This window comes from Streptococcus sp. 2154, from assembly GCF_013277255.1.
Classification (GTDB): Bacteria; Bacillota; Bacilli; order Lactobacillales; family Streptococcaceae; genus Streptococcus; species Streptococcus pseudopneumoniae.
This window is the reverse complement of the sequence record NZ_VMMK01000028.1, coordinates 1-25,039: the sequence shown is the minus strand read 5'-3', so window position 1 is coordinate 25,039 and position 25,039 is coordinate 1. Positions and strand designations below refer to the sequence as shown.

Below are 25,039 nucleotides of genomic sequence, written 5' to 3'. Positions count from 1 at the left end.
TCCTCTTCTATTCCATAAGAGACCTCATTTTCTTTGTAAATCCAGCATCTGTTACAGCCAAAACCTTTCTCGATTTCCCGACTGCTATGCTTAATTCCAGTGTTGAAAACACGGTTACAATTTCCACTTGATAATAATGACTTTTATCTTGAATCTTCTTGGTCAGATTGGGTCCAGCATCATGAGCTAGAAAGACCAACTTGGCCTTGCCGTCTTGAATGGCCTTGACCACCAATTCTTCACCCGATATAATCCGCCCTGCTCGCTGAGCAAGTCCCAAGAGATTACTTATCTTTTGCTTATTCAAGTCCTAACTCTCTTCTTTTCACTTTGTGATCCACATAAGCGATCAACTCGTCATAAAAGCTTTCTTCCACTTCCATGCTAAAGCTGCGGTTAAAGACCTTCTTCTTTTTCGCCTCTAGGGCTTCTGCATTGTCTAGTTTGATATAAGCGCCGCGGCCATTGGCCTTGCCCGTAGGATCAATAAAGACTTGTCCTTCCTTGTTCTTGACAATGCGGAGCAAATCACGCTTATCAATCACTTCGTTAGACACAACAGACTTGCGCAAAGGGATTTTTCTTGTTTTCATCTTTCCCTCCTCTAGCAGCTTTTATTCTTCTACAGTATCGTTTTCTACTTCCAACTCTACTGAAGCAGCGTCTTCCATGGCTTCAAATTCGCTAGCAGACTTGATATCGATACGGTAACCAGTCAAGTGAGCCGCCAAGCGCACGTTTTGTCCACGACGACCAATGGCAAGAGAAAGCTTGTTATCTGGAACAACCACCAAGGCACGTTTGCTGTCGTTTTCATCAAAGATAACTTGGTCAACCTCAGCAGGAGCGATGGCATTGTAGATAAATTCAGCTGGATCTGCTACCCACTCGATAACATCGATATTTTCTTCGATTGGTACCATGCGGTCATTTTTAGCATCGTAACGAGCTGGGTGGAATTTGCTAGTAATCTTCTTGATATTAGCACCACCACGTCCAACGATTGTACCGATAGCATCCACGTTTGGATTGTGGCTACGAACAGCAACCTTCGTACGGTCACCTGCTTCACGAGCCACGCTCATGATTTCAACAGTTCCATCATAAACTTCTGGAATTTCTTGCTCCATCAAACGTTTGATCATTTCTGGATGGCTACGGCTAACAAAGACGTTCACACCACGAGGGTTGTCTTCAACCTTGTAAACATAAACTTCGATACGATCATGAGAAGCAAAAACTTCTCCAGGAATTTGGTCTTGTTTTGACAATTGGGCTTCGATGCTACCAAGGTTGACATAGATAAAGCGGTTGTCAAAGCGTTCTACTGTACCAGACATGATTTCTTGCTCATGTTCTTTGTAAGTATTGTAAGTGATGGCACGTGTTTGCTTGCGCATTTTTTCCATGATGGTTTGTTTGGCAGATTGGGCTGCTACACGACCAAACTCAGCTGGTGCTTCTTCAAACTTGATTTTGTCTCCAAGTTCATAAGCTGAATTAATGGCAAGAGCATCTTTCAAGCTGATTTCCAAACGGCTATCAAATACTTCATCAACAACTTCACGGACAGTATAAACTGTAAAGTCACCTGTTTTTTCGTTGAAGTCAATAGCTACGCTGTCTGACTGACCATAGCGTCTGCGATAAGCGGAACGAAGCGACTCTACTACTGCGTCGATGATGTCTTCTTTTTTGATTCCCTTGTCTTCTTCCAAAATGCGGAAGGCCTCTAGCATTTCTTTACTCATGTTTTCTTCACTTTTGAATCCTCAAAAGCTATCCTTTCTTTTTCTATAATTTAACTGCTAAACGTGCTTTTGATACTAAACTGTATGGAATTTGGACGGTTTTCTTACGCGTCTTGTCCATATATTCCATAGTCAACTCGTCCTCTTCGAAGGCCAACAAGGTTCCTTCAAAGACCTTTTGCTTATCGATGGCTTGGTAGAGCCCGACATGGATGTATTCCCCAACTGCTCCAGCAACGGCATCCTTGGTTTTTAAAGGACGTTCCAAACCTGGACTGGTGATTTCTAGGAAATATTGTTCTGGGAAGGGATCTGGCTTGATGGTATCTAGGACAGGACTGATCATTTCTGTCAAGTCTGCCGTGTCGTTCAAGGTAATTCCTTCAGGTTTATCTACAAAAATACTGAGAATCATGTCACTGCCAATCTTTCCATACTCGATATCCACGAGCTCGAAAGGAGCTTCTATGACAGGTTCTACAACTTCTCTGACTAATTCTACGATTGTTGCGATTGCGTCCACCTCCTCATAAGCAAGAGGCGAAGATATTTCCCCGCCTCACTTTTCATATTCTTACTCTTAGTATATCACATTTGCTAACTTATGTAAAGCAAAAGCACTTATACAGCCTGATTTCAGGCTATTTCTTAAAATTCTACCTCAACTCGGTAGATAACTTGCCCCTTGTTGGAGAATTTTTGCTCGTATTCTGTCATGACATTGCCTTCAAAATCACTGGCATGCAAATCTAACCAGACACCATTGAGTTTCATGCCATATTGAGAAAAGCTCACTAAACTGTACTCAAACAAGCCACGGTTATCCGTCTTGAAATGAATTTCTCCATTTTCAGGCAAGATACGTTTGAAGGTATCCAAGAAGGTCTTGTAGGTCAAACGACGCTTTTCATGGCGTTTTTTCGGCCATGGATCTGAAAAGTTCAGATACAAGCGATCAATCTCACCGTCTTCAAAGTAGTCAGTTAAGTCAGAACCATCTACCCACAAGAGCTTGATGTTAGGCACTCCAACTTCAAGCACCTTGTCCAAAGCGTAGCTCAAAACAGACTTTTGAATATCAATCCCGATATAGTTGATGTCAGGGTTTTGCTTGGCCATACCTGAAACAAAGGCACCCTTTCCACTTCCAACTTCCACATGAATGGGATTATCATTGCCAAACAAGTCCCGCCATTTTGCCTTGGCTTCCAAGGGATTGAGGACCACATACTGGGGATTTGCCTCTAGTAATTCTGTCGCCCCTTTACGATTTCTAACTCTCATCTTCTCTTTCCATACTTGTCTCGGAAGTGACGCAAGCCATGAATCTCCCGATTGACATTTTCTAAATCTTGGTTCATATAATACTTGGAAATCTGGCTCAAATAAGACAATTGACCATACCAATACAATTTACTTAATACCGTTTGATTGTACTTATAGCCGTAGTAGGTCAACCATTCCTTCCACTGATGTTCTGGAATATAATGGCAGAGCATATGGGCCACATCAAACATGCGGTCGGTCAAACGAACCGAATCCCAATCCACCAAATAAATCAAGCCACTGTCTATCTCAATCCAATTACTATGTCGTACATCTCCATGGACAATGGTCGCATGGTCCTCTCTAAATCCTGGAATAGTCTGACGTAAATCAGCCATCACTTCACTGATAAAATGATTTTTACGCAAGGCATCTGGAGCCGTCTCCTGCCAAGACTGTAGTAAATCTACAGGTGTTTCCATGGCATAGCCCAAACGACTCAATTGTGTCATCAACGGACGTGAGCGATGAAGACGGGTTAAAATATTGACGATTTGTTTACGATTCATATCATAGGGGGTCAATATCTTGCCTGTCAACCATTCTTGAGCACACATATCACGTCCATCTGCCAAACGGCGACTCCATAATAATTGTGGAGCAATTTGTTCTCTAGCTAGACCAGGTAGGATTGGAGACGTGTTCATTTTTACAAAGATACGCTTCCCATCAGGATAGCTACCCATATAAGCCTTGCCACTTTTCCCAGGTATGGGAGTCAGTGTTAGCTCATTATCACCCAAATCCATTTTTTTCCTCCGTATAAAGTTTCCTTACTATTCTACTAGTTTTTGGCCTATTCGTCAACCGCTCCACACCTGATTCTCAAAGAAAAGCATCTGGATTGGCTTGGGCTATCATTCTAGAAATAAAAAGGCAAGCACCGTCTTCTGCTTACCTTTTCATAATTTTTATAAATAATATAAGAGTGGCCAACTGTTGTAAAACATGTGGACAAGAGTAGAAACCCATAAGTTTTGGCTCTTTTTATAAGCAAAACCCAGGAACAAACCCCCAAGTAGATAAAAAATAAACGAAGGGACATTAGAAGGTTCATGCATGAAAGAAAAGAGAGAGGAAGTTAGCACAAGCCCTAACCAAGAATTGTCAAAAAACGCACCTTGAAGAAGTCCTCTGAAAATGAGTTCCTCCTGGATGGGGCCAAAAACTGAGGAAGTCAAAATCAAAGACAGGGAAATTCCTCTGCTGACTTCCGCCAAGTGTTGAACTCCTGCGCCAGAAGAAACAGCAAAGAAATGAATATAAACCAGCGTCTCAAGCACACTTAGAAGAAAGATTGCAATGAAAAGCAAAAGTTCTTTCTTGTTTAACATCCCAAAAGAAATCATTTCAAACTTTCTAGCATAAGCAACACTCAGCGAGGTTACTAGAAGACTTACAAGAATCAATGCAAATTCATTTTGAAAAAAGTCCCCATGGTTAATCGTATAAGGAACTGTAATGACGATTAGTAGTACTAAAAATCCAAAGCACAAGGCATGAAATTTATCAAAAAACTCCATAAAATTATCCTCCTCACCAAACAGACTTCCTACGCGTCATCCTTTAGCTCTAGTCTTTCCAAAACAAACCATTTTAGTAGCCAAAATCCGACCACATAACTAGCCCCTAAGAAGATAGCCATTAAAGATAGCATGGGATTCAGGAAATAAAAGACCACAACAGATACAAAGGTTAGCACAAAAACATTAAAGGCAATGGTGTCAGAAGCCAAGACTAGAATATAAGGTGTCAACCAATCTAAGGTTTTTGAATCTAGGAAAAATAAGTGTTTATACATGATAACCTCCTCTATGGCTGAAAAGCAAGCCTTTTGGTTTTTCTACCCCAAGACCCTATGTAGAAAAGTGAGCAAAAATGGTAATGTTGCGAAAATATTATTGATTACATGCACCGCATAGGAAGGATAAATGCTCTTGGTATGGCGGGTCAAACTAGCAAAGATGATGCCAGATGTTGCAAAGATGAAGATATCTAACAAACTAGGCAGGCTTGAAAAATGAGGAAGAGCAAATAAAATTGACGGAAGAAGCAAATCAAGGCCAAATCTCGAATGCTTAAAAAAGGCGTGTTGCAGTAATCCTCTATAGATTAGCTCTTCCATAAGTGGAGTCAGGAAGAACAAAGTTATATAGATACCTAGCTCAGCAAAGTTGGTCCCACTATAACCGATCAATACAGCCCAACCTTCAGCAGTTGACTGAACATGTTTAGCTGTCTGAACGTTAAAAGAGATCTGGAGCACTACCACTAATACTGTCAAAATCGAATACCAAAGCCATTTTTTTCTTGGAATGTGAAAGAGATAGCCGTGCCCTGTCTTAACCAGAATCCAAATCATGACCCCACTAAATAGCAGACTCAAGAGATTTTGAATCCAGACGAAATTGCCAATCTGGGAAGAAAATTGCCAATAATTTTGAACAATAAGCGTCATCTGAGAAAGACCAAATACGAAAAATAAGTAAGAGAAAACTGCACTTATTTTGAATAGAAGTTGATACTTTTTCATAGAAATCCTCCCCACTATGACCTCCCCTTGTCAGGCTCTACTGCTGTAAGATTAAGAAGACAGCTTGTTCTTTTTAAGGCTAACCTGACTACTAGATAATAGATACATTAAGGCATTAAAGACAATGAAAATATGTCCATAGAATAAAATCAATCTCGCATCCAAACCAAGATACAGTTTGACCATCAAAAAGATGAGCCAAAGAATTTGAAACCATAGCGTTTTTCCAAAAATAAATTTAAAGCGGTTTTGAATGTCTGCTTCCTTAATCTTTACCGCCAACCCTTTATTGGCAAGAAGGAAAATTCCTGCTTCAAATAATCCACTGTAGAGAACAATCCAACCTATCGATACATTAGAGATTTGTAAAAATGTCCCTAAAAGAATATCCAACATACTACTCAAGAAAATAACAAGAAATAATCTGTATTTCATATTAAATACCTCCATTCATTTATTTCACTAACAATTTAATAGAGCCTTCTACTCAAATATCCTGTCAGAAAAGAATAGAAAGCTACTTTTAATACTTCAAGCCCCAAATGAGCAGAAGCGTGATAAACAAGTAGAGAATACACCTATATAAGCGATTAGTTGTTGATAGAATTCTGTTTCTGAAATACCTCTATACAAACAAATAATAGACATAAAACCTGTCAAGCCGATGAACATGAGTTGATTGGTTCTAGGACTAACCAAATCATCATTTACGTATATTTAAGAGCATCTCTTTTATGTTAGTGTATATTAACACTAAAAAACAAGTTAGGCCAATAATATTTAAAATGAACAATAACGGGGTTAAGTCTCTAAAAAAATTATCCACTGACTCTACAAGAAATACTATACATATTATAGTCGAAACTATCTTTTTCTTATCCATAATTATTTACTCCTTTCCTAACAAATCCAACTTATCAATCAAGAGCGATTTTTAACAGAATGTAGCAGCACCTGTTGTAACTTTGACAATTTCAGTATAGCACTATTTGTTAAAGTTTTTCATCCAAATCTTGAATTGTCATCGAGACATCTTGAATTGCAAAAACTTCATTAGCCTCTACTTTTTATAATACTTCAAGCCCCAAATAAGCAGAAGCATGATAATCAAGCAGAGAATAGCACCAATGTAGGCAATTAGTTGCTGATAGGATTCTCCTGCTGTGATACCTCTATACAAACAGATAATAGACATAAAGCCTGTCAAGCCGATGAACATGAGTTGATTGGTTCTAGGACTAACCAAATCATCATCTTCAAACTCTCTTATCCTCATCTCCCTAGTGAGGTAAACAGTAACCAAAATCGAAGCCAAGTTAATAACCACTAAAAGAAATTGGAAAACCAAGGAAAAATTTAAAAACTGACGAGATAGAAATAGATAAGTAGAGACAAGCAAGGGCAACTGACCTAAGAACAATCTCGCAAGGAAGATGTTCCGTTTTTTAGCAAGAAAAGTTTTCATTTCTTTGCTCCTTTCTTTTTAGTTAAAGCAAGATAAATCATAACCGCAATCATATAGGCTATAGTATAAAATAGCTGATACCAAGCACTCTCCCTAAGCGGATATAGAAAGATGGACATGATTAGATACAAGATGAAAATGACAAGTATTTTTTTCTTCATAAGATTTCCTCCTAAATGTTTGTTGAGCTAGAACCTTTACACTATTAGTATAGCACTTATTTTGACCTTGGATCACTCAAATCACGAATGGTCATCAAAACATCTTGAATTGTAAAAAATTTAAAAAGCAAGCATGAAAAACATACTTTCCTCTTTATATTGTATTGATACCAACTTGTTTGTAGACTTTTCATCCTGCTATCACATATCATTTTGACAGGCGAAACAAAATTAAAGAAACTCCCCTGTAAATTAATACTCTTCGAAAATCAAATTCAAACTACGTCAGCTTCACCTTGCCCTACTCCAGTACAGCCTGCGGCTAGTTTCCTAGTTTGCTCTTTGATTTTCATTGAGTATAAGCTAGCAAATACAGGGGAGAAATTTATTTTTTAGGGGGTACTATCTGTATCCTTTTTGGGAGATTTTGAAAATATTTTTCTAATTAAATCATCCATATAAGGACCAAATATACCAACTACTAAACCAATAATAAAACTTTTAAAATCCATAATTACCTCCAAGTACACAAGCTCAAGTCTTTAAGCAACCATAATAGCCAATTGTAACATTGTTTTTGCATTCACGAGGAATACCTCTTTTTACTTTCGTCCTATTACAACCTTAATAAGGTTAGTATACTACTATTTTTTAAAATTTGCCATCCAAATCATAAATGGTCATCAAAACATCTTGAATTGTAAAAAATTTAAAAAGCAAGCACAGAAACCATGCTTGCCTTATGAAAACTTGATAACATAAAGATCCAAAATCGAAAGCTACTCACTCTTACTTCCGTCTGTTCTCATATATTCTCATGATTGCAACAAGAATAGCAGCTGTCCCACTTGCCAAAGCGATAAGGGTAATGATAATGTTGAGGATTTCAGGCGTACTCCCTATTCTGTTGATAAGACGGAGTAGGGATATAACTGTCAACTGAATCAGGAGTATTGATTCTACTCTTATCAATGAAGTCAGTTGGTTTTCAACTGCATATAAAAAGGCTGGTAGCAAAACACAGGCTATAGCAATCACAAACAGATTGCTCCCTGTTTCTTCTCCCTTGTTCACTACAAATAGCATGAGAAGATTCGATGCTATAATCAACGTAGAACAGATGATAAAAAAGGATTTCTTATTCATATAGGATACCTCATAAACTATAGTATTTTAATCGATGACTGCAGACAGTACTTCTTTCCACAAATCTTCTAATCATCAACCGACATCGAGTGAATCGTTAAAACCTGACGAAAGACTTGATTTTGACAGGTGGTATTTAAACTAGTATTAGGATAAGTTTCCACAAGCTTCATAACGGTATAGAGACCAACTCCTCTCTCCTCTCCTTTAGAGCTTGCTCCAAAGGAGAAGATTTCAGAAATATCTATTCTCTCTTCTTTGATGGAATTTTCGATGATGAAGGTCTCCTGTGCTCCATTTTTTAAAAAGGCGATTGAAACGTGAGGTTGACCAACCTCTACACTGGCTTCAATAGCATTGTCACAAAGGATAGACACAATGGTTAGAAAATCAAGTAGTCTCATCCCCTCGACCTGAATCTCCTCAGGAACTTCGACATTAAAGACAATATCCTTTTCTCTAGCTTTTATAAATTTTCCTGCTAGAAGACTTTTGAGGCCTTTATCACGAATATTCACCAATCGGCCCAGATCATATTTATTGTCCTGCAATTTCTGACTAGAATCCTTTAAGACCGAGTCGTAGACCTCTTTTATCTGCTCCATATCCTCCTCTTCAATACCCAGACGTAAACTGGTCAAGAGGTTGGTGTAGTCATGACGAAAACTCCGTACTTCCTTGTAAAGTTCCTCTATATGCCGACTATAGCGTTCCATATCTCTGTAGCGCAAGGCCTGCTCTTGGTTCAGTTTTTCCTGAAGTTTTTCCTTCAAATATGTATCTAGCTTCTTGACAATTCCCATAAAAAAGAGGAGGTAAAACACTAGAATCAAATGGCGAACAATCTTTGATTGGATAACTTGTTCATATTCAAAGAAAGACAAAGTTTCCATGACTAGAAAGTAAGCCCCCATTATCCAGTTAATCGTAGTCAGAGATTTTTGAAAATCTTTATCTAGACTCTCCCTTCTCAAGCTAGTGAAATCATAGTCCAACCATTTCAAAAAGACTAATACTATGGAGCAAACGAATAGCATAATCAACAAAAAGACAGGATTTCCATCTCCATCTACAATCCCTTTCCCAAAAAACGGAAACACAAAATAGGAGACACTTCTGTAAAAGATATCCATCAATACAATTGGAAAGAGACCATAAAAGAAAAGGAGTCTTTTAGAAAGTCCTCTTAACAATAAGAAAGACAAGCTGAGGCCGAACAAGGGTTCTATAAAGTATGACAGATAGTCAGTCAAGACTAAATAATTAAAAGTTGTAACAATTGCTGCTAGAAGAAATTTTAGAAGAAAGGCCTTAAAAATTCTATCGAAAGTGAGACTAATTCCATCTACCTTAAAGAACATGATAATTTCTAGCCCAATAATAACTAGTGTATACAATATAATCCAAATATTATACATAAGCTCTCCTAACTCAATGTAAGTTATTGATGGCCTCAGACACTTCTCTGACCTTATAACGCGCAATCATACAGCTTCCTCCATTGGGAAAGAAAAGGAGTTTTTCTTTCTTATCCAAACGAACCACATTGGCTGGATTGATGAGAAAAGAGCGATGGCACTGCAAGAGACGGGGTTCCTGCTTGAAAACCTCCTCTAAACTCGCTGTAAATTCCAGCCTATCTGTCTTGGTATAGAGAATAACACGATGGGCTCTGGGCGACGTTTCGAGATAGTAGACCTCTTTAAAAGGATACTGGAATTGAGCAAATTTTGATTTAAAATAAAAGCAATCTTCCGCCAGACTTTTACTATCTTGACTATTGGCATAGAGGAGGGCTGTCTCAATCCGAGATTCAAATTCCTCTGCCGACAAGGCCTTGTCAATGTAGTCCAAAGCAGACACTTGGTAGCGAAAAGACAGGGGCATAAACTCTGAGTGAGTCGTCACAAAGACAATCAGGGCATAAGGATCCCGATCCCGAATCTTTCTAGCCACTTCCAGACCCTTCATCTCCTCATTTCGAATCTCAATGTCCAAAAAGAATAGCTGATGGGCTCCCTTCTCATGCACCTCTGCCAGCAGTTGAGCTGGCTTACCAAAAACTTCAAAAGAACTCGGAGTGATATGATGTTCCTTCAAAAGTTTCTCAATCGTCGTTTCAATTCTAGTCTGTTGGGAAAAATCATCTTCTAAAACAAATATTCTCATCTTCTTACTCTCCTTCTTTCGATTTCTTCCTAAAAAGAGAATAGCAAAAATACTATGATACAAGCCCACCAAATCCTAAACAGGCCTTCAACACTCCTGAAGGGTAGCTTGTCCCTCAAATAAGCATGATAATCTTACCACTATTTTATCATAAAATCTTAACAGGACCATTCAGGAAATTTCAAGGGCAATTAAAGATTTGATGGTGAAAAAGGAGATAAAAGTGATAAACTGACAGTATCAAAACACAGTTGCTAGAATCAAAACTGGCACCCAGATTAAAGGAGGAATTCTCATGACAGATACAGACCCTATCAAAAGAGCTCAGACTTTGATTACTGACTTAAACAAAGCCTATCAAGCATGCAAACGGGCAACCGCTGACGACGTCCGCTTTCAGGAGCAACTAAACTCTATTCTTGGCTTTCTAGCGAAAGCTGAGACAGTGGATAATCGAGTCTTGATTGAACTGGAAAAATTTTACCAGACTTCCAGTCTTCTCATGGGACTCAGCGCCCTCGATCCAGATGCTCCAACTCGCGCCGCTTGGCGGGCCTATGACCGCTTCCACTTTGACCAAGTCAAGACCAAGTTGAGTCTCTACGGACCAACCATTATCCTGTAGAAAATAAAAGAAGTTGAGACAAACTGAACTCAACTTCTTTTTAGTGTCATATAGGCAATGTTAGTCCTGCATCTGACGTTTTACCTGATAAGGTAGGTACAAGACTAGTAAAACCAAACCAGCTCCCAGTAAGGCTAGAAGGGCTAGTTTTTCTTGGAAGGTAATCAACCCAACAACTAATTCCACTACTAAGACCAAACTGGTCAATCCTCTGACCACTGCCTGCAAGCCTTTTTCCTTTTGCCCCTTGTCCAGCGGAAAGAGTTGGGTCAAATACTGGTAGTCAAAGGCATGATAGAGGGCCAGCAACTGGAAGAGCAAGAGGTAGTTAAAGAGAACTACCACTGCTGTCGCAATCCAAGCTTGCTCAATAAAAACCTGCGCCAGCAAGGAAAGTAAGAGCAAACGGAGACTGAGCGCAAAGAGGTCTCCATTTCGCAGATAAGAACGCAGATAGAGATTTTGCCAAATCTTTCCAGGCACCTTCTGAACAACCTTTAGGATAAAGTCCAGATAGGCACTACGCTTGACGCTGTTTGAAATTCCCTTGACCTGGGTAAAGAGGGCAAAGAAACGAAGCAAGACTTGCTTACGCTTGCTTTCTTGGGAAATGACATAGTCCCAGTCCAGTCCAGTTTCCGTGAAAAATTTGCTGGCCTTTTGACGAAAGAGGAAATATTTACCTAACCCAAACAAAAGCACATAGACCAGAAAAACTGGTAAGCCATAACCCATGGCTAAAAATAAGGGCGCAAATAACAGCAAGAAAAGGGTCTGGACAAAGAGCCAAAAGACTAGGGAAATGCCAGTTTGACGCTTGAGATGGAGTTTGATTTCCTCTTCTCCGACTAAGAGAAAGAGCTTGTCTGGAGCCTCCATATAGGTGGCAATTCCACCCCAAAGCAACAGTAAAACAGAGGTAATTCCTACAAACAAAAGGATAGGCCAATGATTTTCAGGAAAATCTTGCAAGAGTTGACTGTACTGGTAGGCTAAAAAGCCCAGCAGAACAAGCAGGAACAAGACAAAGTGGTCATTGAGAACATAGCGCAGATAACCGACACACTCCTTACGAAAAGCCTGCTTTCTTTTTAAAAACAAGTCTTTCATAGCTCCTCCTCTTTGGTCAGAGCCAAGTAAATATCATTCAAACTAGCCTCAGGCATGTTAAAGGCTTCGCGCAGTTGCAGGAGATTTCCCTTGGCACGCACCTCTCCCTTATGAAGAATAACAAAGGCATCACACATCTTCTCCGCCGAATCTAATACGTGAGTACTCATGAGAATGGACTTGCCCTTTTGCTTTTCCACTTCCAAAAGCTGAATCAAGTCCGCAATCGCCAACGGATCGAGACCAAGGAAAGGCTCATCCACGATAAAAAGACTCGGATCCACCACAAAAGCACAAATAATCATGACTTTCTGCTTCATCCCTTTTGAAAAATGAACAGGGAACCAATCTAATTTCTGATCCAGACGGAACATTTTTAACAAAGGTTCTACTCGCTCAAAAGCCACCTTTTGCTCAATACTATAAGCCATAGCAACCGTTTCGATATGCTCTCTGAGGGTCAATTCCTCATACAAGCTAGGTGTCTCAGGAATGTAGCCAATTTGCTTGCGGTAACTTGTCGCATCTTCTTGCAGGGTCAAGCCGTTGATATTGATGGAGCCACTATAAGGTGTCAACAGACCGATAATCTCATTAATAGTCGTCGATTTCCCAGCACCATTGAGACCAATCAAACCGACCAGCTGCCCGCTTTCAACAGTAAAGGACACATCTTTCAAGACAGGGACATGAACATAGCCACCTGTCAGGTTTTTAATTTCTAACATATTTTCTCCAAATCTGGTATAATGTAGCTATATTATATCAAAATTCAATACAGTAGAGGTAGATTTTATGTCAGATTGCATTTTTTGTAAAATCATCGCAGGGGAAATTCCTGCTTCAAAAGTATATGAAGATGAGCAGGTTCTTGCCTTTCTTGATATCTCTCAGGTGACACCAGGCCACACCTTGGTCGTACCCAAAGAACACTATCGCAATCTTTTGGAAATGGACGCTACTAGCGCCAGCCAACTCTTTGCCCAAGTGCCAAAAGTGGCTCAAAAAGTCATGAAAGCTACCAAAGCTGCTGGTATGAATATCATTGCCAACTGTGAAGAAATCGCTGGTCAAACAGTCTTTCATACTCACGTTCACCTCGTGCCTCGCTACAGTGCAGACGATGACCTCAAGATTGATTTTATCGCCCACGAACCAGACTTTGACAAACTCGCTCAAGTCGCTGAAACCATCAAAAACGCCTAAGGAGTTGCTATGAAATTATCCAATCTACTGCTATTTGCAGGAGCTGCAGCCGGAAGTTATCTGGTCACAAAAAATCGCCAAACCATCACAGATGAAATCTTGAATACAACTGACCGCGTTCAAGCTATCAAGGACGATGTAGATATTATCCAAAATAGCCTGCAAATCATCGACCAACAAAAAGAACTCATCAAGGAATATCAAGAAGACCTGACTTACAAGTTTAAAGTCTTGGAAAAGGATATCCAGACTAGACTAGCTGTCATCAAAGAAACACAGGAAATCGAAGATAAGTAAAAAGAGCTGAGTGGCTCTTTTTAAAAGGTAAACAAGTCATATCCCATCAACTATACATCATAATTTAGGCAACTCATTCATCGTTGCACCACTAAATCGAAGACTTTCCGCCGTACTGAAAACGATTCTGGGATAAAGGTCTAACCTTAAATATAAAAAGCGAACAAAACGAGTTATCTGACACTCAGAATTCTGTCTTGTTCGCTTTTTTATCTAATCTATCGGTTTTTAAAATTTATAATAAAGAATTCCTAAAATCAAAATCTTTTTGTCTCAGACTCGTCCGGAAACTTTGAGACCTAGGCTCAAAGTTTAGGTATGTAACTTCGAAGAAGGTCGCTACCATCCGTCATTACTTAAGGAAAGTCTTAAAAAATCTATAAACAAAAAGAGCCCGACGGCTCTTTTTGCTTTATTCTCCTTCAAAGGCATCTTTAATATGGTCAAAGAAGCCCTTTTTCTTTGGATTGACTTTCAAATCGCCTGCAGCTGCGAATTCTTTCAAAGCTGCTTTTTGGCGGTCGTTCAAGCCTGTCGGTGTTACGACATTAACAGTAACGTATTGGTCACCAACTGCACCGCCACGAAGGCTCGGAGCTCCTTTGCCATGTAGGCGGAATTTCTTACCAGTCTGAGTTCCCTCTGGGATAACTAATTCAACATCACCGTGAACCGTTGGGATATCAACTGTATCACCAAGAGCTGCTTGGACAAAGTTGAGGTTGAGATTGTAGAAGATAGTGGTTCCTTCACGTTCAAACTTGTCGCTGGCTTCCACAGAAACCACTACATACAAGTCACCATAAGATCCACCGTTAAATCCAGCTTCACCTTGACCAGCTAGGCGAATTTGTTGACCAGTTTCCACACCAGCAGGGATTTTTACATGTACACTATGGGCTTGTTTTTCATGACCTGTTCCGTGACATGTTGTACATGGATCTTTGATTTCTTTTCCGCGACCGTGACAGACATCACAGGTTACTTGGCGACGCATCATACCAAGCGGAGTCTGCGTATCGACATTAATGACACCAGCGCCATGACAGCGTCCACAAGTGACTGGACTGGTTCCTGGCTTAGCACCTGAGCCATTACATGTACGACAGCTTGCTTCACGGTTGTATTTAACTTCTTTTTCAGCTCCAAAAATAGCTTCTTCAAAGGTCAAGTTCACACGATACTGGAGGTCATCCCCTTGGCGAGGAGCATTTGGATTGCGTGAAGCACCGCCTCCGCCGAAGAAACTTGAGAAAATGTCCTCAAAACCACCGAAGCCACCTGCCCCATTGAAACCGCCAGCTCCACCACCGAAGCCTCCAAATCCACCATTGGCGCCTGCAGCACCATATTGGTCATAGGCAGCACGTTTTTGGTCGTCACTCAAAGTCTCATAGGCTTCCTGAACTTCCTTGTACTTTTCCTCAGCACCAAGCTCCTTGTTGATATCTGGGTGATATTTTTTGGAAAGCTTACGATAAGCCTTTTTGATTTCGTCTGCCGAAGCGTTTTTGGACACCCCCAGACGATCATAAAATTCAGTATTGTTCATACAAGATACCAAGACCGTAAAATTCGACTGAAAAATAGGAAATCTGACGCTGGAGCGATGCTCCTAGACAGATTTATCTTTTTTCCGAGAATTTAGGTCGGGTTCAATTCCTTTCTTTATATATTGACAAGACAAACCCCAAACAAATGAGATTCCGTCCCTTTTTATCGAAAAACAGAGGCTGGGTTGCAACCTCTGCAAATAAGTAAATTAACTTTATTTTGATTTTAAATATCCTATAAGTACAGAAATATTTATATATTTTTGTCTCTTCTTAGTATTTGCTATAAAATTCCAATAGATTAGAAGGAATACACCGACAACCCAAATCATGCCCATTATAAACGATATTATAAATTCTGGTTTTTGTATTGTTACTGATACTAGTGATGATACTAGTGATGATACTAACGCTGACAACAATACTGAAGTAACAAAATTCCTTACCGCTTCATCATTTTTGACACAACTATCATGTTCAGCTAATACAGTTTCTCTATATCTAGCCAAATATACTGCTGGAATATTATCTATAAAATCTTTTGCAGACTCATAACTATCAGCTTTATTACAGAAATCATTATAAACTTTTCGTGTATTTTTTAGATATTCTTCAGCCAATACACTCATCTTACTTTTCAGTAAACTCTCCGTCTACGACGTCATCGCCTGCGTTTCCTGTTGCTTGTGTGCCTTCTGCTCCTGCTTGAGCTTGTTGCGCTGCTGCTGCTTGTTCGTAGAGTTTAACAGCAAGTCCTTGAGCTTTTTCGTTCAATGCTTCAAGTTTTGCTTTCATATCGTCCAAGTTGTTGTCTTCTTGAGCTTTTTTAAGGTCATCAAGGGCAGATTGGGCAGCGTCACGTTCTGCGTCGAATCCTTTGCCTTCAGTTTCCTTGATTGTCTTTTCAGTCGCAAAGATCGCTTGGTCTACTTCGTTACGAAGGTCAACTTCTTCTTTACGTTTCTTATCTGCTTCAGCGTTAGCTTCTGCATCTTTCATCATGCGGTCAATTTCTTCGTCAGTCAAACCTGAGTTAGATTGGATCACAATAGTTTGTTCTTTTTGAGTTCCAAGGTCTTTAGCTTTAACAGACACGATACCGTTCTTGTCGATGTCAAATGTTACTTCGATTTGAGGAATTCCACGAGGTGCAGCTGGGATATCGGTCAATTGGAAACGTCCAAGAGTCTTGTTATCTGCTGCCATTGGGCGTTCACCTTGAAGAACGTGGATATCAACGGCTGGTTGGTTGTCTGCTGCAGTTGAGAAGACTTGTGATTTAGATGTTGGAATTGTTGTGTTGCGGTCAATGAGTTTTGTGAAGACTCCACCCATTGTTTCAATACCAAGTGACAATGGTGTTACGTCAAGAAGGACAACGTCTTTAACGTCACCAGTGATGACACCACCTTGGATAGCAGCACCCATAGCCACAACTTCATCAGGGTTTACTGATTTGTTTGGTTCTTTACCAGTTTCAGCCTTAACAGCTTCAACAACGGCTGGGATACGAGTTGAACCACCAACAAGGATAACTTCGTCGATTTCTGACAAGCTCAAACCTGCATCTGAAAGGGCTTGACGAACTGGAACCTTTGTGCGTTCTACAAGGTCACGAGTCAAATCGTCAAATTTCGCACGAGTCAAAGTCATTTCCAAGTGAAGAGGTCCAGCCTCGCCTGCAGTGATGAATGGTAAGCTGATTTGAGTTGAAGTTACACCAGAAAGGTCTTTCTTCGCTTTTTCAGCTGCATCTTTCAAACGTTGCATTGCCATCTTGTCAGTAGACAAGTCAATACCGTTTTCTTTTTTGAATTCTGCTACCAAGTGGTCGATGATTTTTTGGTCAAAGTCATCACCACCAAGTTTGTTGTCCCCTGCAGTTGACAATACGTCGAAGACACCGTCACCCAATTCAAGGATAGAAACGTCGAATGTACCACCACCAAGGTCAAATACCAAGATTTTTTCTTCTTTATCAGTCTTGTCCAAACCGTAAGCAAGGGCTGCTGCAGTTGGTTCGTTGACAATACGTTCTACTTCAAGACCAGCAATTTTACCAGCGTCTTTTGTTGCTTGACGTTGAGCGTCGTTGAAGTAAGCAGGAACTGTGATAACTGCTTTGGTTACTTTTTCACCAAGATAGTCTTCAGCGTATCCTTTCAAGTATTGAAGAATCATAGCTGAGATTTCTTGTGGAGTGTATTCTTTTCCATTAGCAGAAACTTTTTCAGAAGTTCCCATTTTAGATTTGATAGAGATAACTGTATCTGGGTTTGTAACTGCTTGACGTTTCGCAGCGTCACCAACAATGATTTCTCCGTTTTTGAATGAGACTACAGATGGAGTTGTGCGGTTTCCTTCTGGGTTTGCGATGATTTTACTTTCAGTTCCTTCAAGAACTGCTACTGCTGAGTTTGTTGTACCTAAGTCAATACCGATAATTTTAGACATGTGTTTTTCTCCTTGTTAGTTAATTTTCTTTTTTTATATTTCCCTTAAGTGGTGGGGACGTGAGCAACTCCCTTCGGGATTTCATCACTTATTTTTGAGCCTATTGTCTCAAAAATCCCCTGTTTCAGTAGCAAAAGCTACTGAAACTTTTACCACGGCGGGAAATATCTTCCTTGCAAGCCTCCGGCTTGCCTCTTATCTTTCTTCATAGTTTATTGTCGTTTCGGACAAGTTTTCTATTATGTAAATTGCGACACGAGAAGTCGAAATCGATTTTATTTCGACGACGAGTTAATAAGGAGGCTAGGCAAACGCCATAGCGATTGCCGTTTTCTGATGAGTTGCTTTAGCTACCGTCAGAATTGCCTAGTTGTAAACAACTACCATGGCTGGGCGTAGGATGCGATCATAGAGTTTGTAGCCTTTTTGGAAAACTTGGGCGATGGTATCTGCCGGGTGTTCATCGTCTGCTGGGAGAGTTTGGATGGCCATATGGTAGTTATGGTCAAATTTACCGTCAGCTGCGATTTCTTTGATTCCTTCTTCTTTCAAAGCGTGAATCAAGCTTTCTTGCACCATCCCCAAGCCCTTCTTCACATCATCTGTCAAACCTTCAACTGCAAGTGCACGCTCAAGGTTGTCAAGAGATGGTAAGATTGCTTTTGCCAAGTCCTGGCTACGATAACGTTGCAAGTTTTGACGTTCTTCATTGGCACGGCGTTGGATATTTTGCATTTCTGCATGAGCGCGAAGGTATTTGTTTTCGAACTCATCTGCACGTTCATTTGCCAAGTCCAACTCAGACTTTTCAGGAGTTGTTTCTTCAGCTGTTTCCACAACTTCCTCTTCTTGAACTTCTTCTACTTCTTCCTTTTTTATATCTTGGGCCATGTTCGCCTCCTTTAATGATTTCAATCTTAATGTACTTCGTAATGATTACTGCTGAGGTAGCGGTAAAAATCTGTCAACTTCATGGTCAAAACACGGTTGACCACATTGACTTGATTGATTAGCTGTTGGTAATCCAGATTAACTGGACCGATAATGGCTAGAATTCCAACTCCCCGATAAGGAATAAGGAACTTACTACTAATCACTGCTAGGTCAGCTAAACAGGATTCTTGACCGTCTGCAACACGAACATTTTGCATCTGATCCTCACGCAACCCCTCACGAATCTCCAAGGCCACCTTTTGCGGTTGGTCAAAGAACTGATAGGCTGCCAGATTGGCAAAATTCAAGAGATTGACCTTGCCCGCCATCACAATGTTTTCGTTGAACATTTCCTTAAAGATGTGTTCAAAGAGATCGATGACATTATCCGTTGTTGTAAAGTAACGCTGGATAATCTGCGGAATCTCCGTCCGAATCTTGTAGTGAATATCTAGAACGGTGTGACCGAGGAAACGTTCTCGAATGATTGCCTTCAGTTTCAGCAAATCTTCCTGCAAGAAGTTCCTTGGAATCAGAAACTGACTGGTAACCGTTCGCGACTCGTCTAGGGTAAATACTGCCAAGGCTGTATGTTGCCCCAAAACAACGATATCAAAGGCTGTCAACCACTGCCTGCTGGGCTCAACATCCAGTGCCACTACCGTACAGCCACTCAAGTCTGTCAGTAGATTAGCAGCCTCTTGCAGAATATCCTCCAATTTGAAGAATTCCTGATCAAAGGCTTTGACAATCTCATATACCTCATTTTCAGCTAGTCGGTCAAAATCCAGTGAGTGTTTCACATAGTACTGAAAACCAGCAACACTTGGCATCCGACCACTTGAAGTATGAGCCTTCTCAAGCAAACCTTGCTTTTCTAGAGCCGCCATGTCATTACGAATGGTAGCACTGCTAGAGTTAATAGACTCTTGCAAGGCTTTGGATCCGACAGGTTCGTGCGTTTTGGTAAAGATGTCAATAATCAGATTTAAAATATCCTGCTGACGCTCTGTAACCATCTCATCACTCCTCTCTGTCTGATCGATTAGCACTCGATACATTCAAGTGCTAACTTATGATTCTATTATACACCCTTAAAAGAGAATGTCAAGATAAAAATTCAAAAAATTAGCACTCTTTTATCAAGAGTGCTAAAAATCAGTCTGAAGACCTAGAACCTTACCTTCCATCTACTTGGTATTTCCTTTTAAGTCTAAAAAAACCATGGATTAGATAAGAAATCATAAAGGCATATAGAGCAAAAATGACAAAGAAAGATTGCGACAGTTCTTCCCGAAACAAACTCATACAAACAACAAAACCTCCTAAGAAAGTAGCTGCACATGAACGAAGTCTATATCGCATAACTTCCCACCTGAGATTATTACTCATATAGACTTGATCCTCTGAAAGTATATCAGAAGCCGATTTACGAAGAATCGAACAAAAACCTGCTCCTATCAATTCCCAACCTCTATTTCTAAAATCTTGCAGTTCATGCTTATATTTTTTAAGAAATCTAGAATCATAGATACGGTAGATGACATCGTCTGGTTGACATTGGTCAAGATAGAACAAACCAAAACGACCCGTTCTATATCTCCAACCTTTCAAATGCATCTCATGCAAATACTCTTCTTCCTTGTCCAAATCAACAATGGTGAAAATCCGAAATTCTACTCTGCTATTCATTGTCTTACCCCAAAATTAGAAAACATGCCTAGCGTTATTTATTAGATAATTCTTTCCATTTTTGACTCAATCTCCAAAAAATATAAGAAATCTGAACCGCAAAAACTATCAATAAAACCCAATCTATTATGAAACTCAAAAATACTCCCCAACTGAAAGAACTACCTCCAGTGACAAACTTTGAGAAAATCGGTAGTAGAGCTAAAAAGAGAAGCAAAATAGGAAGCATCCGCATTGTTAAAATCCTTTTGGCATAAAAAAATCTTTATTTAAACGAAAATATTATAGCAAAATTTACGCCAGTTTTTGAACGGCTGATGTAGATATTTTATACTTTCAAAATGTTTAAATGTGATTATTTATTTTTGAAAAATAGCTCACCAGCCCGACTGAAAGTGCTTATAGAATGATAATAAGTCGCCTGCCGAAAACAGCGGAAAATAGCGGTGTTATGCGGAGATAATCTGACGCGATGCGAAAGTATATTGCATACTTATTTTCAACAATTTAGCAGAGTATTTTTATAAGTGTGATATAATAGAAGTATAATTTGTTCTGATAGTTTATTTTATGGAGAAGTAGATTTTTAGAATGCGGAGGGTTCAATATGGTTGAGTTTATAAAGTCTAAGAAAGAAATGAGTGAGGAGGATATTAAAGCAAATTTCATCACTCCTGCTATTGTATCCAAAGGATGGAAAAATGGTGAGCATATCGCTTACGAAGAATACTTCACTGATGGTCGAATTGAAGTTAGAGGAGATAAGGCTCGTCGTAAAGAAGGAAAAAAATCAGACTATTCACTGTATTACCAATTTGGAACTCGAATTGCAATTGTTGAGGCAAAGGATAATAAACACAGCGTTCGAGCAGGATTACAACAAGCTATTGAATATGGAGAGATTTTAGATGTTCCATTTGTTTATTCTTCGAATGGTGATGGCTTTATTGAACACGACCGTATCACGAGAGAAGAACGTGAGCTGGAGTTAGACGAATTCCCTACTTGTGAAGAATTATTTTCTCGTATGACGAAGGAAAAAGGATTGACTTACGAAATTACAGAAGCTATCTCAACTCCATACTATACAGACGCCTTCTCAATGAAAACGCCACGCTATTATCAGCAAATAGCTATCAACCGTACTATTGAAACAGTTGCCAGAGGACAAAAACGAGTAATGTTTGTGATGGCAACAGGAACGGGGAAAACGTTCATGGCTTTTCAAATTATTCATCGCCTTCGAAAAGCTGGTTTGGCTAAACGAGTTTTATTCTTAGCAGATAGAAACATCTTAGTAGACCAAACGATGGCTGAAGACTTTAAGCCATTCGAAAAGGTAATGACGAAAATTACACCAAAACTTTTGACTGCTCCAGAAAAATTAAATTCTTTTGAAATTTATCTAGGGCTTTATCAGCAACTAACTGGTGAAGATGGAACTGAAACACATTATCAAAAGTTTGACAAAGACTTCTTTGATTTAGTCATAATTGATGAAGCGCACCGTGGCTCAGCTAAGGAAGACAGTAACTGGCGTAAGGTGATTGATTATTTCAGTTCTGCGACACAGATTGGGATGACCGCTACTCCTAAAGAAACCAAGAATGCTTCCAATACGGAATACTTTGGTGAGCCAATCTATACTTATAGTTTAAAACAGGGAATCGAGGATGGTTTTTTGGCTCCATATCGTGTTATGAGGATTAATTTAGATGTGGATGTGGATGGTTATCGTCCAGAAACTGGAAAAGTTGATGCTAACGGACAATTAATAGAAGATAGGTACTACGGCAGGAAAGATTTTGACAAAACCATTGTCATTGATGATAGAACGCAAAGAGTTGCCAAGTTTGTTTCTGATTATATGAAGCAAAACAATGCACGATTTGATAAAACAATTGTTTTTTGTGTTGATATTGACCATGCCGAGCGAATGCGTGCTGCACTTGTAAAAGAGAATCTAGACTTAGTCCAAGAAGACTATCGTTATGTCATGCAAGTAACTGGTGACAACGCTGAAGGAAAAGCTCAACTGGATAACTTTATGGATGTCAATTCTAATTTTCCCGCTATTGTAACAACATCTAAATTATTAACGACAGGAGTTAATGCTAAAACATGTCGTTTGATTGTTTTAGACTCTAATATCCAATCCATGACTGAATTTAAACAAATTATTGGTCGTGGCACACGTCTTTATCCTCAAAAAGGGAAAGAATTTTTTACGATTATTGATTTTCGCAATGTTACCAATTTGTTTGCTGACCCTGATTTTGATGGTGAACCAGTGAAGGTTCTGGAAACGGGCGCAAAAACAAACAATGGTACTACACCTGGTTTTGTAAACGAAGGTGGTGACCCAGTAGAAAAATATATCGTTACAGACAAGCAGGTTACCATTCTTAATTCTACTGTTCAAGTATTGGACGAAAACGGGAAACTGATTACCGAAAGCCTGACCGACTACACTCGAAAGAATATCTTAGGTAGCTACGCCACTTTGAACGATTTTATCACAGTTTGGCATACGGCGGATAAAAAGAAGCTTATCTTAGATGAACTTTATAAAAAAGGAGTTTATCTAGATGCTATTCGAGAGTCGGAGGGAATATCAGAACAAGAAATCGATGATTTTGATTTACTCCTAAAACTTGCCTATGGTCAAAAAGAATTAACCAAAACGGAACGTATCAATAAACTCAAACAAAGCGGATATTTATATAAATATAGTGAGGAAGCGCGTGCTGTTTTGGAAATTTTACTGGACAAATACATGGATAAAGGTATTGGAGAACTCGAAAGTATTGAAACATTAAAACTTCCAGAATTTCAGATATATGGTGGAACCTTCAAAATCATCAATACTTATTTTGGAGATAAAAAACGATATTTACAAGCAATTAAAGAATTAGAGCAAGAGCTATTTACAGTAGCTTAATGAAAGGAAAGTATGTCAATTACATCATTTGTAAAAAGAATTCAAGATATCACTCGAAACGATGCTGGTGTTAATGGTGATGCTCAACGTATTGAACAAATGTCTTGGTTATTATTCTTAAAAATTTATGATAGCCGTGAAATGGTTTGGGAATTAGAAGAAGACGAGTATGAGTCAATTATCCCAGAGGAATTAAAATGGCGGAATTGGGCTCATGCTCAAAATGGGGAGCGGGTATTGACAGGCGATGAATTACTTGATTTTGTCAATAACAAGTTATTCAAAGAGTTGAAAGAGCTTGAAATAACTTCAAATATGCCTATTCGAAAAACGATTGTTAAATCAGCTTTTGAAGATGCGAACAACTATATGAAAAATGGCGTCTTGTTACGCCAAGTCATCAATGTTATTGATGAAGTTGATTTCAATAGCCCTGAAGATCGTCATTCGTTTAATGATATTTACGAAAAAATTCTTAAAGATATTCAAAATGCTGGGAACTCAGGAGAATTTTATACGCCACGTGCAGCGACTGATTTTATTGCCGAAGTTCTTGACCCAAAACTTGGAGAATCAATGGCAGACCTTGCTTGCGGAACAGGAGGATTCTTGACTTCGACTCTGAACCGTTTAAGTAGTCAACGTAAAACTAGTGAAGATACCAAAAAATATAATACAGCTGTTTTTGGTATTGAAAAGAAAGCATTTCCTCATCTTTTAGCAGTTACAAATCTGTTTCTTCACGAAATTGATGATCCTAAAATTGTTCATGGAAATACTTTGGAGAAAAATGTTCGTGAATATACGGATGATGAAAAATTTGACATTATTATGATGAATCCACCTTTTGGAGGGTCAGAATTAGAAACAATAAAAAATAACTTTCCAGCAGAATTACGGAGTTCTGAAACGGCTGATTTATTTATGGCTGTCATTATGTATCGTTTGAAAGAAAATGGTCGTGTTGGAGTTATTTTACCTGATGGTTTTCTATTTGGTGAAGGTGTAAAAACTCGCTTGAAACAAAAACTGGTAGATGAGTTCAACTTGCATACGATTATTAGGTTGCCTCATAGTGTCTTTGCACCGTATACAGGAATCCATACGAACATTCTTTTCTTTGATAAAACAAAGAAAACAGAAGAAACTTGGTTTTATCGTTTAGATATGCCAGATGGTTATAAAAATTTCTCGAAAACTAAGCCGATAAAGTCAGAACACTTCAATCCTGTTCGTGACTGGTGGGAAAATCGTGAAGAGATTCTGGAAGGTAAGTTCTACAAATCTAAATCATTTACACCTAGTGAATTGGCTGAGTTGAATTATAATTTAGACCAGTGTGGTTTTCCAAAAGAGGAAGAGGAAATCTTAGATCCCTTTGAGTTGATTCAGAATTATCAATCGGAAAGAGCGGCTTTAAATCATAAAATTGATAATGTATTAGCTGATATTTTGCAGTTGTTGGAGGATAAATAATGACACCAGAGCAACTTAAAGCAAGTATCCTTCAAAGAGCAATGGAAGGGAAATTAGTGCCGCAAAATCCCAATGACGAACCTGCAAGTGAATTGTTAAAGCGAATTAAAGCTGAAAAAGAAAAACTTATCAGTGAAGGAAAAATCAAACGAGATAAAAAGGAAACCGAGATATTTCGTAGTGATGATGGGAAACATTATG

30 protein-coding genes are annotated in these 25,039 nt (G+C 39.2%); 6 read left to right on the top strand and 24 right to left on the bottom strand.

All coding sequences use genetic code 11. The features are described 5' to 3' along the window. Positions 1-7: 7 nt before the first annotated feature. From HT693_RS04625 to HT693_RS04550, 16 genes are all read right to left on the bottom strand, one after another. The gene (locus tag HT693_RS04625; protein ID WP_001041390.1) at positions 8-307 is read right to left on the bottom strand and encodes a YlxQ-related RNA-binding protein; all 300 of its coding nucleotides are present in this window, start codon (positions 305-307) and stop codon (positions 8-10) included. Then, a complete protein-coding gene (locus tag HT693_RS04620; protein ID WP_000857562.1) occupies positions 300-593 on the bottom strand; it encodes a YlxR family protein in 294 nt (97 codons plus the stop codon). The genes HT693_RS04625 and HT693_RS04620 overlap by 8 nt, the downstream gene beginning before the upstream one ends. Before the next feature lie 21 nt (positions 594-614). Further along, on the bottom strand, positions 615-1,751 hold the full coding sequence (nusA, locus tag HT693_RS04615; RefSeq protein WP_000032273.1) for a transcription termination factor NusA: 1,137 nt from the start codon (positions 1,749-1,751) through the stop codon (positions 615-617). 43 nt (positions 1,752-1,794) lie between these two features. Continuing rightward, entirely contained in the window at positions 1,795-2,274 is a 480-nt protein-coding gene (rimP, locus tag HT693_RS04610; protein WP_007284956.1) for a ribosome maturation factor RimP, read from the bottom strand. Positions 2,275-2,399: 125 nt separating this feature from the next. Next, complete coding sequence (gene trmB, locus HT693_RS04605) at positions 2,400-3,035, bottom strand: tRNA (guanosine(46)-N7)-methyltransferase TrmB (RefSeq protein ID WP_138704688.1); 636 nt, start codon at positions 3,033-3,035, stop codon at positions 2,400-2,402. Continuing rightward, on the bottom strand, positions 3,032-3,826 hold the full coding sequence (locus HT693_RS04600; RefSeq protein ID WP_138704687.1) for a phosphotransferase family protein: 795 nt from the start codon (positions 3,824-3,826) through the stop codon (positions 3,032-3,034). The genes trmB and HT693_RS04600 overlap by 4 nt, the downstream gene beginning before the upstream one ends. A 162-nt stretch (positions 3,827-3,988) precedes the next feature. Beyond that, positions 3,989-4,600, bottom strand: a complete 612-nt coding sequence (locus tag HT693_RS04595) for a type II CAAX endopeptidase family protein (protein ID WP_172924951.1) — start codon at positions 4,598-4,600, stop codon at positions 3,989-3,991. Positions 4,601-4,629: 29 nt separating this feature from the next. Beyond that, positions 4,630-4,878 carry an immunity protein BlpZ gene (gene blpZ / locus HT693_RS04590; protein WP_119919873.1) on the bottom strand — a complete coding sequence of 83 codons (249 nt, stop codon included), beginning with the start codon at positions 4,876-4,878 and terminating at the stop codon, positions 4,630-4,632. A 42-nt stretch (positions 4,879-4,920) separates the two neighbouring features. Further along, the gene (locus HT693_RS04585; RefSeq protein ID WP_138704685.1) at positions 4,921-5,610 is read right to left on the bottom strand and encodes a CPBP family intramembrane glutamic endopeptidase; all 690 of its coding nucleotides are present in this window, start codon (positions 5,608-5,610) and stop codon (positions 4,921-4,923) included. 51 nt (positions 5,611-5,661) lie between these two features. Next, positions 5,662-6,045, bottom strand: a complete 384-nt coding sequence (locus tag HT693_RS04580; protein ID WP_165778272.1) for an immunity protein — start codon at positions 6,043-6,045, stop codon at positions 5,662-5,664. Between the two features lie 625 nt (positions 6,046-6,670). Beyond that, positions 6,671-7,075 (bottom strand): immunity protein, encoded by a 405-nt coding sequence (locus HT693_RS04575; RefSeq protein WP_138704684.1) that lies wholly within the window; start codon positions 7,073-7,075, stop codon positions 6,671-6,673. Continuing rightward, entirely contained in the window at positions 7,072-7,236 is a 165-nt protein-coding gene (locus HT693_RS04570; protein WP_049511538.1) for a hypothetical protein, read from the bottom strand. Before HT693_RS04570 ends, HT693_RS04575 begins: the two co-directional genes overlap by 4 nt. A gap of 392 nt (positions 7,237-7,628) precedes the next feature. Further along, a complete protein-coding gene (locus HT693_RS04565) occupies positions 7,629-7,748 on the bottom strand; it encodes a PncF family bacteriocin immunity protein (RefSeq protein ID WP_001829206.1) in 120 nt (39 codons plus the stop codon). A gap of 277 nt (positions 7,749-8,025) precedes the next feature. Further along, positions 8,026-8,382, bottom strand: a complete 357-nt coding sequence (locus HT693_RS04560) for a hypothetical protein (RefSeq protein ID WP_100104319.1) — start codon at positions 8,380-8,382, stop codon at positions 8,026-8,028. Positions 8,383-8,450: 68 nt separating this feature from the next. Next, the gene (locus HT693_RS04555) at positions 8,451-9,800 is read right to left on the bottom strand and encodes a sensor histidine kinase (protein WP_138704683.1); all 1,350 of its coding nucleotides are present in this window, start codon (positions 9,798-9,800) and stop codon (positions 8,451-8,453) included. Between the two features lie 13 nt (positions 9,801-9,813). Further along, complete coding sequence (locus tag HT693_RS04550; protein WP_172924949.1) at positions 9,814-10,551, bottom strand: response regulator transcription factor; 738 nt, start codon at positions 10,549-10,551, stop codon at positions 9,814-9,816. Positions 10,552-10,846: 295 nt separating this feature from the next. Between HT693_RS04550 and HT693_RS04545 the strand changes: the two genes are divergently transcribed. Continuing rightward, a complete protein-coding gene (locus HT693_RS04545; protein WP_119919866.1) occupies positions 10,847-11,176 on the top strand; it encodes a helicase BlpT in 330 nt (109 codons plus the stop codon). A gap of 60 nt (positions 11,177-11,236) precedes the next feature. Here HT693_RS04545 and HT693_RS04540 read toward each other — a convergent pair whose 3' ends face one another. Together HT693_RS04540 and HT693_RS04535 are read right to left on the bottom strand one after the other, a co-directional pair. Beyond that, positions 11,237-12,286 carry an ABC transporter permease gene (locus HT693_RS04540; RefSeq protein ID WP_172924947.1) on the bottom strand — a complete coding sequence of 350 codons (1,050 nt, stop codon included), beginning with the start codon at positions 12,284-12,286 and terminating at the stop codon, positions 11,237-11,239. Then, on the bottom strand, positions 12,283-13,014 hold the full coding sequence (locus tag HT693_RS04535; RefSeq protein ID WP_138704681.1) for an ABC transporter ATP-binding protein: 732 nt from the start codon (positions 13,012-13,014) through the stop codon (positions 12,283-12,285). The genes HT693_RS04540 and HT693_RS04535 overlap by 4 nt, the downstream gene beginning before the upstream one ends. Positions 13,015-13,081: 67 nt before the next feature. On the opposite strand from HT693_RS04535, the gene HT693_RS04530 reads away from it, so the two are divergent. Together HT693_RS04530 and HT693_RS04525 are read left to right on the top strand one after the other, a co-directional pair. Then, complete coding sequence (locus tag HT693_RS04530; RefSeq protein ID WP_001278317.1) at positions 13,082-13,492, top strand: HIT family protein; 411 nt, start codon at positions 13,082-13,084, stop codon at positions 13,490-13,492. A 9-nt stretch (positions 13,493-13,501) separates the two neighbouring features. Next, positions 13,502-13,789 (top strand): hypothetical protein, encoded by a 288-nt coding sequence (locus tag HT693_RS04525; protein WP_064276243.1) that lies wholly within the window; start codon positions 13,502-13,504, stop codon positions 13,787-13,789. Between the two features lie 412 nt (positions 13,790-14,201). Here HT693_RS04525 and dnaJ read toward each other — a convergent pair whose 3' ends face one another. From dnaJ to HT693_RS04495, 6 genes are all read right to left on the bottom strand, one after another. Next, positions 14,202-15,341: a molecular chaperone DnaJ gene (gene dnaJ / locus HT693_RS04520; RefSeq protein ID WP_138704680.1), complete on the bottom strand. Its 1,140-nt coding sequence runs from the start codon at positions 15,339-15,341 to the stop codon at positions 14,202-14,204. A gap of 216 nt (positions 15,342-15,557) precedes the next feature. Further along, the gene (locus HT693_RS04515) at positions 15,558-15,971 is read right to left on the bottom strand and encodes a tRNA (guanine-N7)-methyltransferase (protein ID WP_138704679.1); all 414 of its coding nucleotides are present in this window, start codon (positions 15,969-15,971) and stop codon (positions 15,558-15,560) included. A gap of 1 nt (position 15,972) precedes the next feature. Beyond that, positions 15,973-17,796 carry a molecular chaperone DnaK gene (gene dnaK, locus HT693_RS04510; protein WP_000034669.1) on the bottom strand — a complete coding sequence of 608 codons (1,824 nt, stop codon included), beginning with the start codon at positions 17,794-17,796 and terminating at the stop codon, positions 15,973-15,975. Positions 17,797-18,162: 366 nt separating this feature from the next. Next, positions 18,163-18,687, bottom strand: a complete 525-nt coding sequence (grpE, locus tag HT693_RS04505) for a nucleotide exchange factor GrpE (RefSeq protein WP_138704678.1) — start codon at positions 18,685-18,687, stop codon at positions 18,163-18,165. Positions 18,688-18,713: 26 nt separating this feature from the next. Next, positions 18,714-19,748 (bottom strand): heat-inducible transcriptional repressor HrcA, encoded by a 1,035-nt coding sequence (gene hrcA / locus HT693_RS04500; protein ID WP_138704034.1) that lies wholly within the window; start codon positions 19,746-19,748, stop codon positions 18,714-18,716. A 160-nt stretch (positions 19,749-19,908) separates the two neighbouring features. Continuing rightward, on the bottom strand, positions 19,909-20,421 hold the full coding sequence (locus HT693_RS04495; RefSeq protein WP_023932562.1) for a DUF2812 domain-containing protein: 513 nt from the start codon (positions 20,419-20,421) through the stop codon (positions 19,909-19,911). A gap of 607 nt (positions 20,422-21,028) precedes the next feature. Here HT693_RS04495 and HT693_RS04490 point away from each other — a divergent pair. The 3 genes from HT693_RS04490 to HT693_RS04480 form a co-directional block, all read left to right on the top strand. Then, positions 21,029-23,362, top strand: a complete 2,334-nt coding sequence (locus tag HT693_RS04490) for a DEAD/DEAH box helicase family protein (protein ID WP_138704676.1) — start codon at positions 21,029-21,031, stop codon at positions 23,360-23,362. 12 nt (positions 23,363-23,374) lie between these two features. Continuing rightward, positions 23,375-24,838 (top strand): class I SAM-dependent DNA methyltransferase, encoded by a 1,464-nt coding sequence (locus HT693_RS04485; RefSeq protein ID WP_172924945.1) that lies wholly within the window; start codon positions 23,375-23,377, stop codon positions 24,836-24,838. Beyond that, on the top strand, positions 24,838-25,039 hold a 202-nt coding region (locus HT693_RS04480; protein WP_172924943.1), incomplete at its 3' end, for a type I restriction endonuclease. The genes HT693_RS04485 and HT693_RS04480, both read left to right, overlap by 1 nt.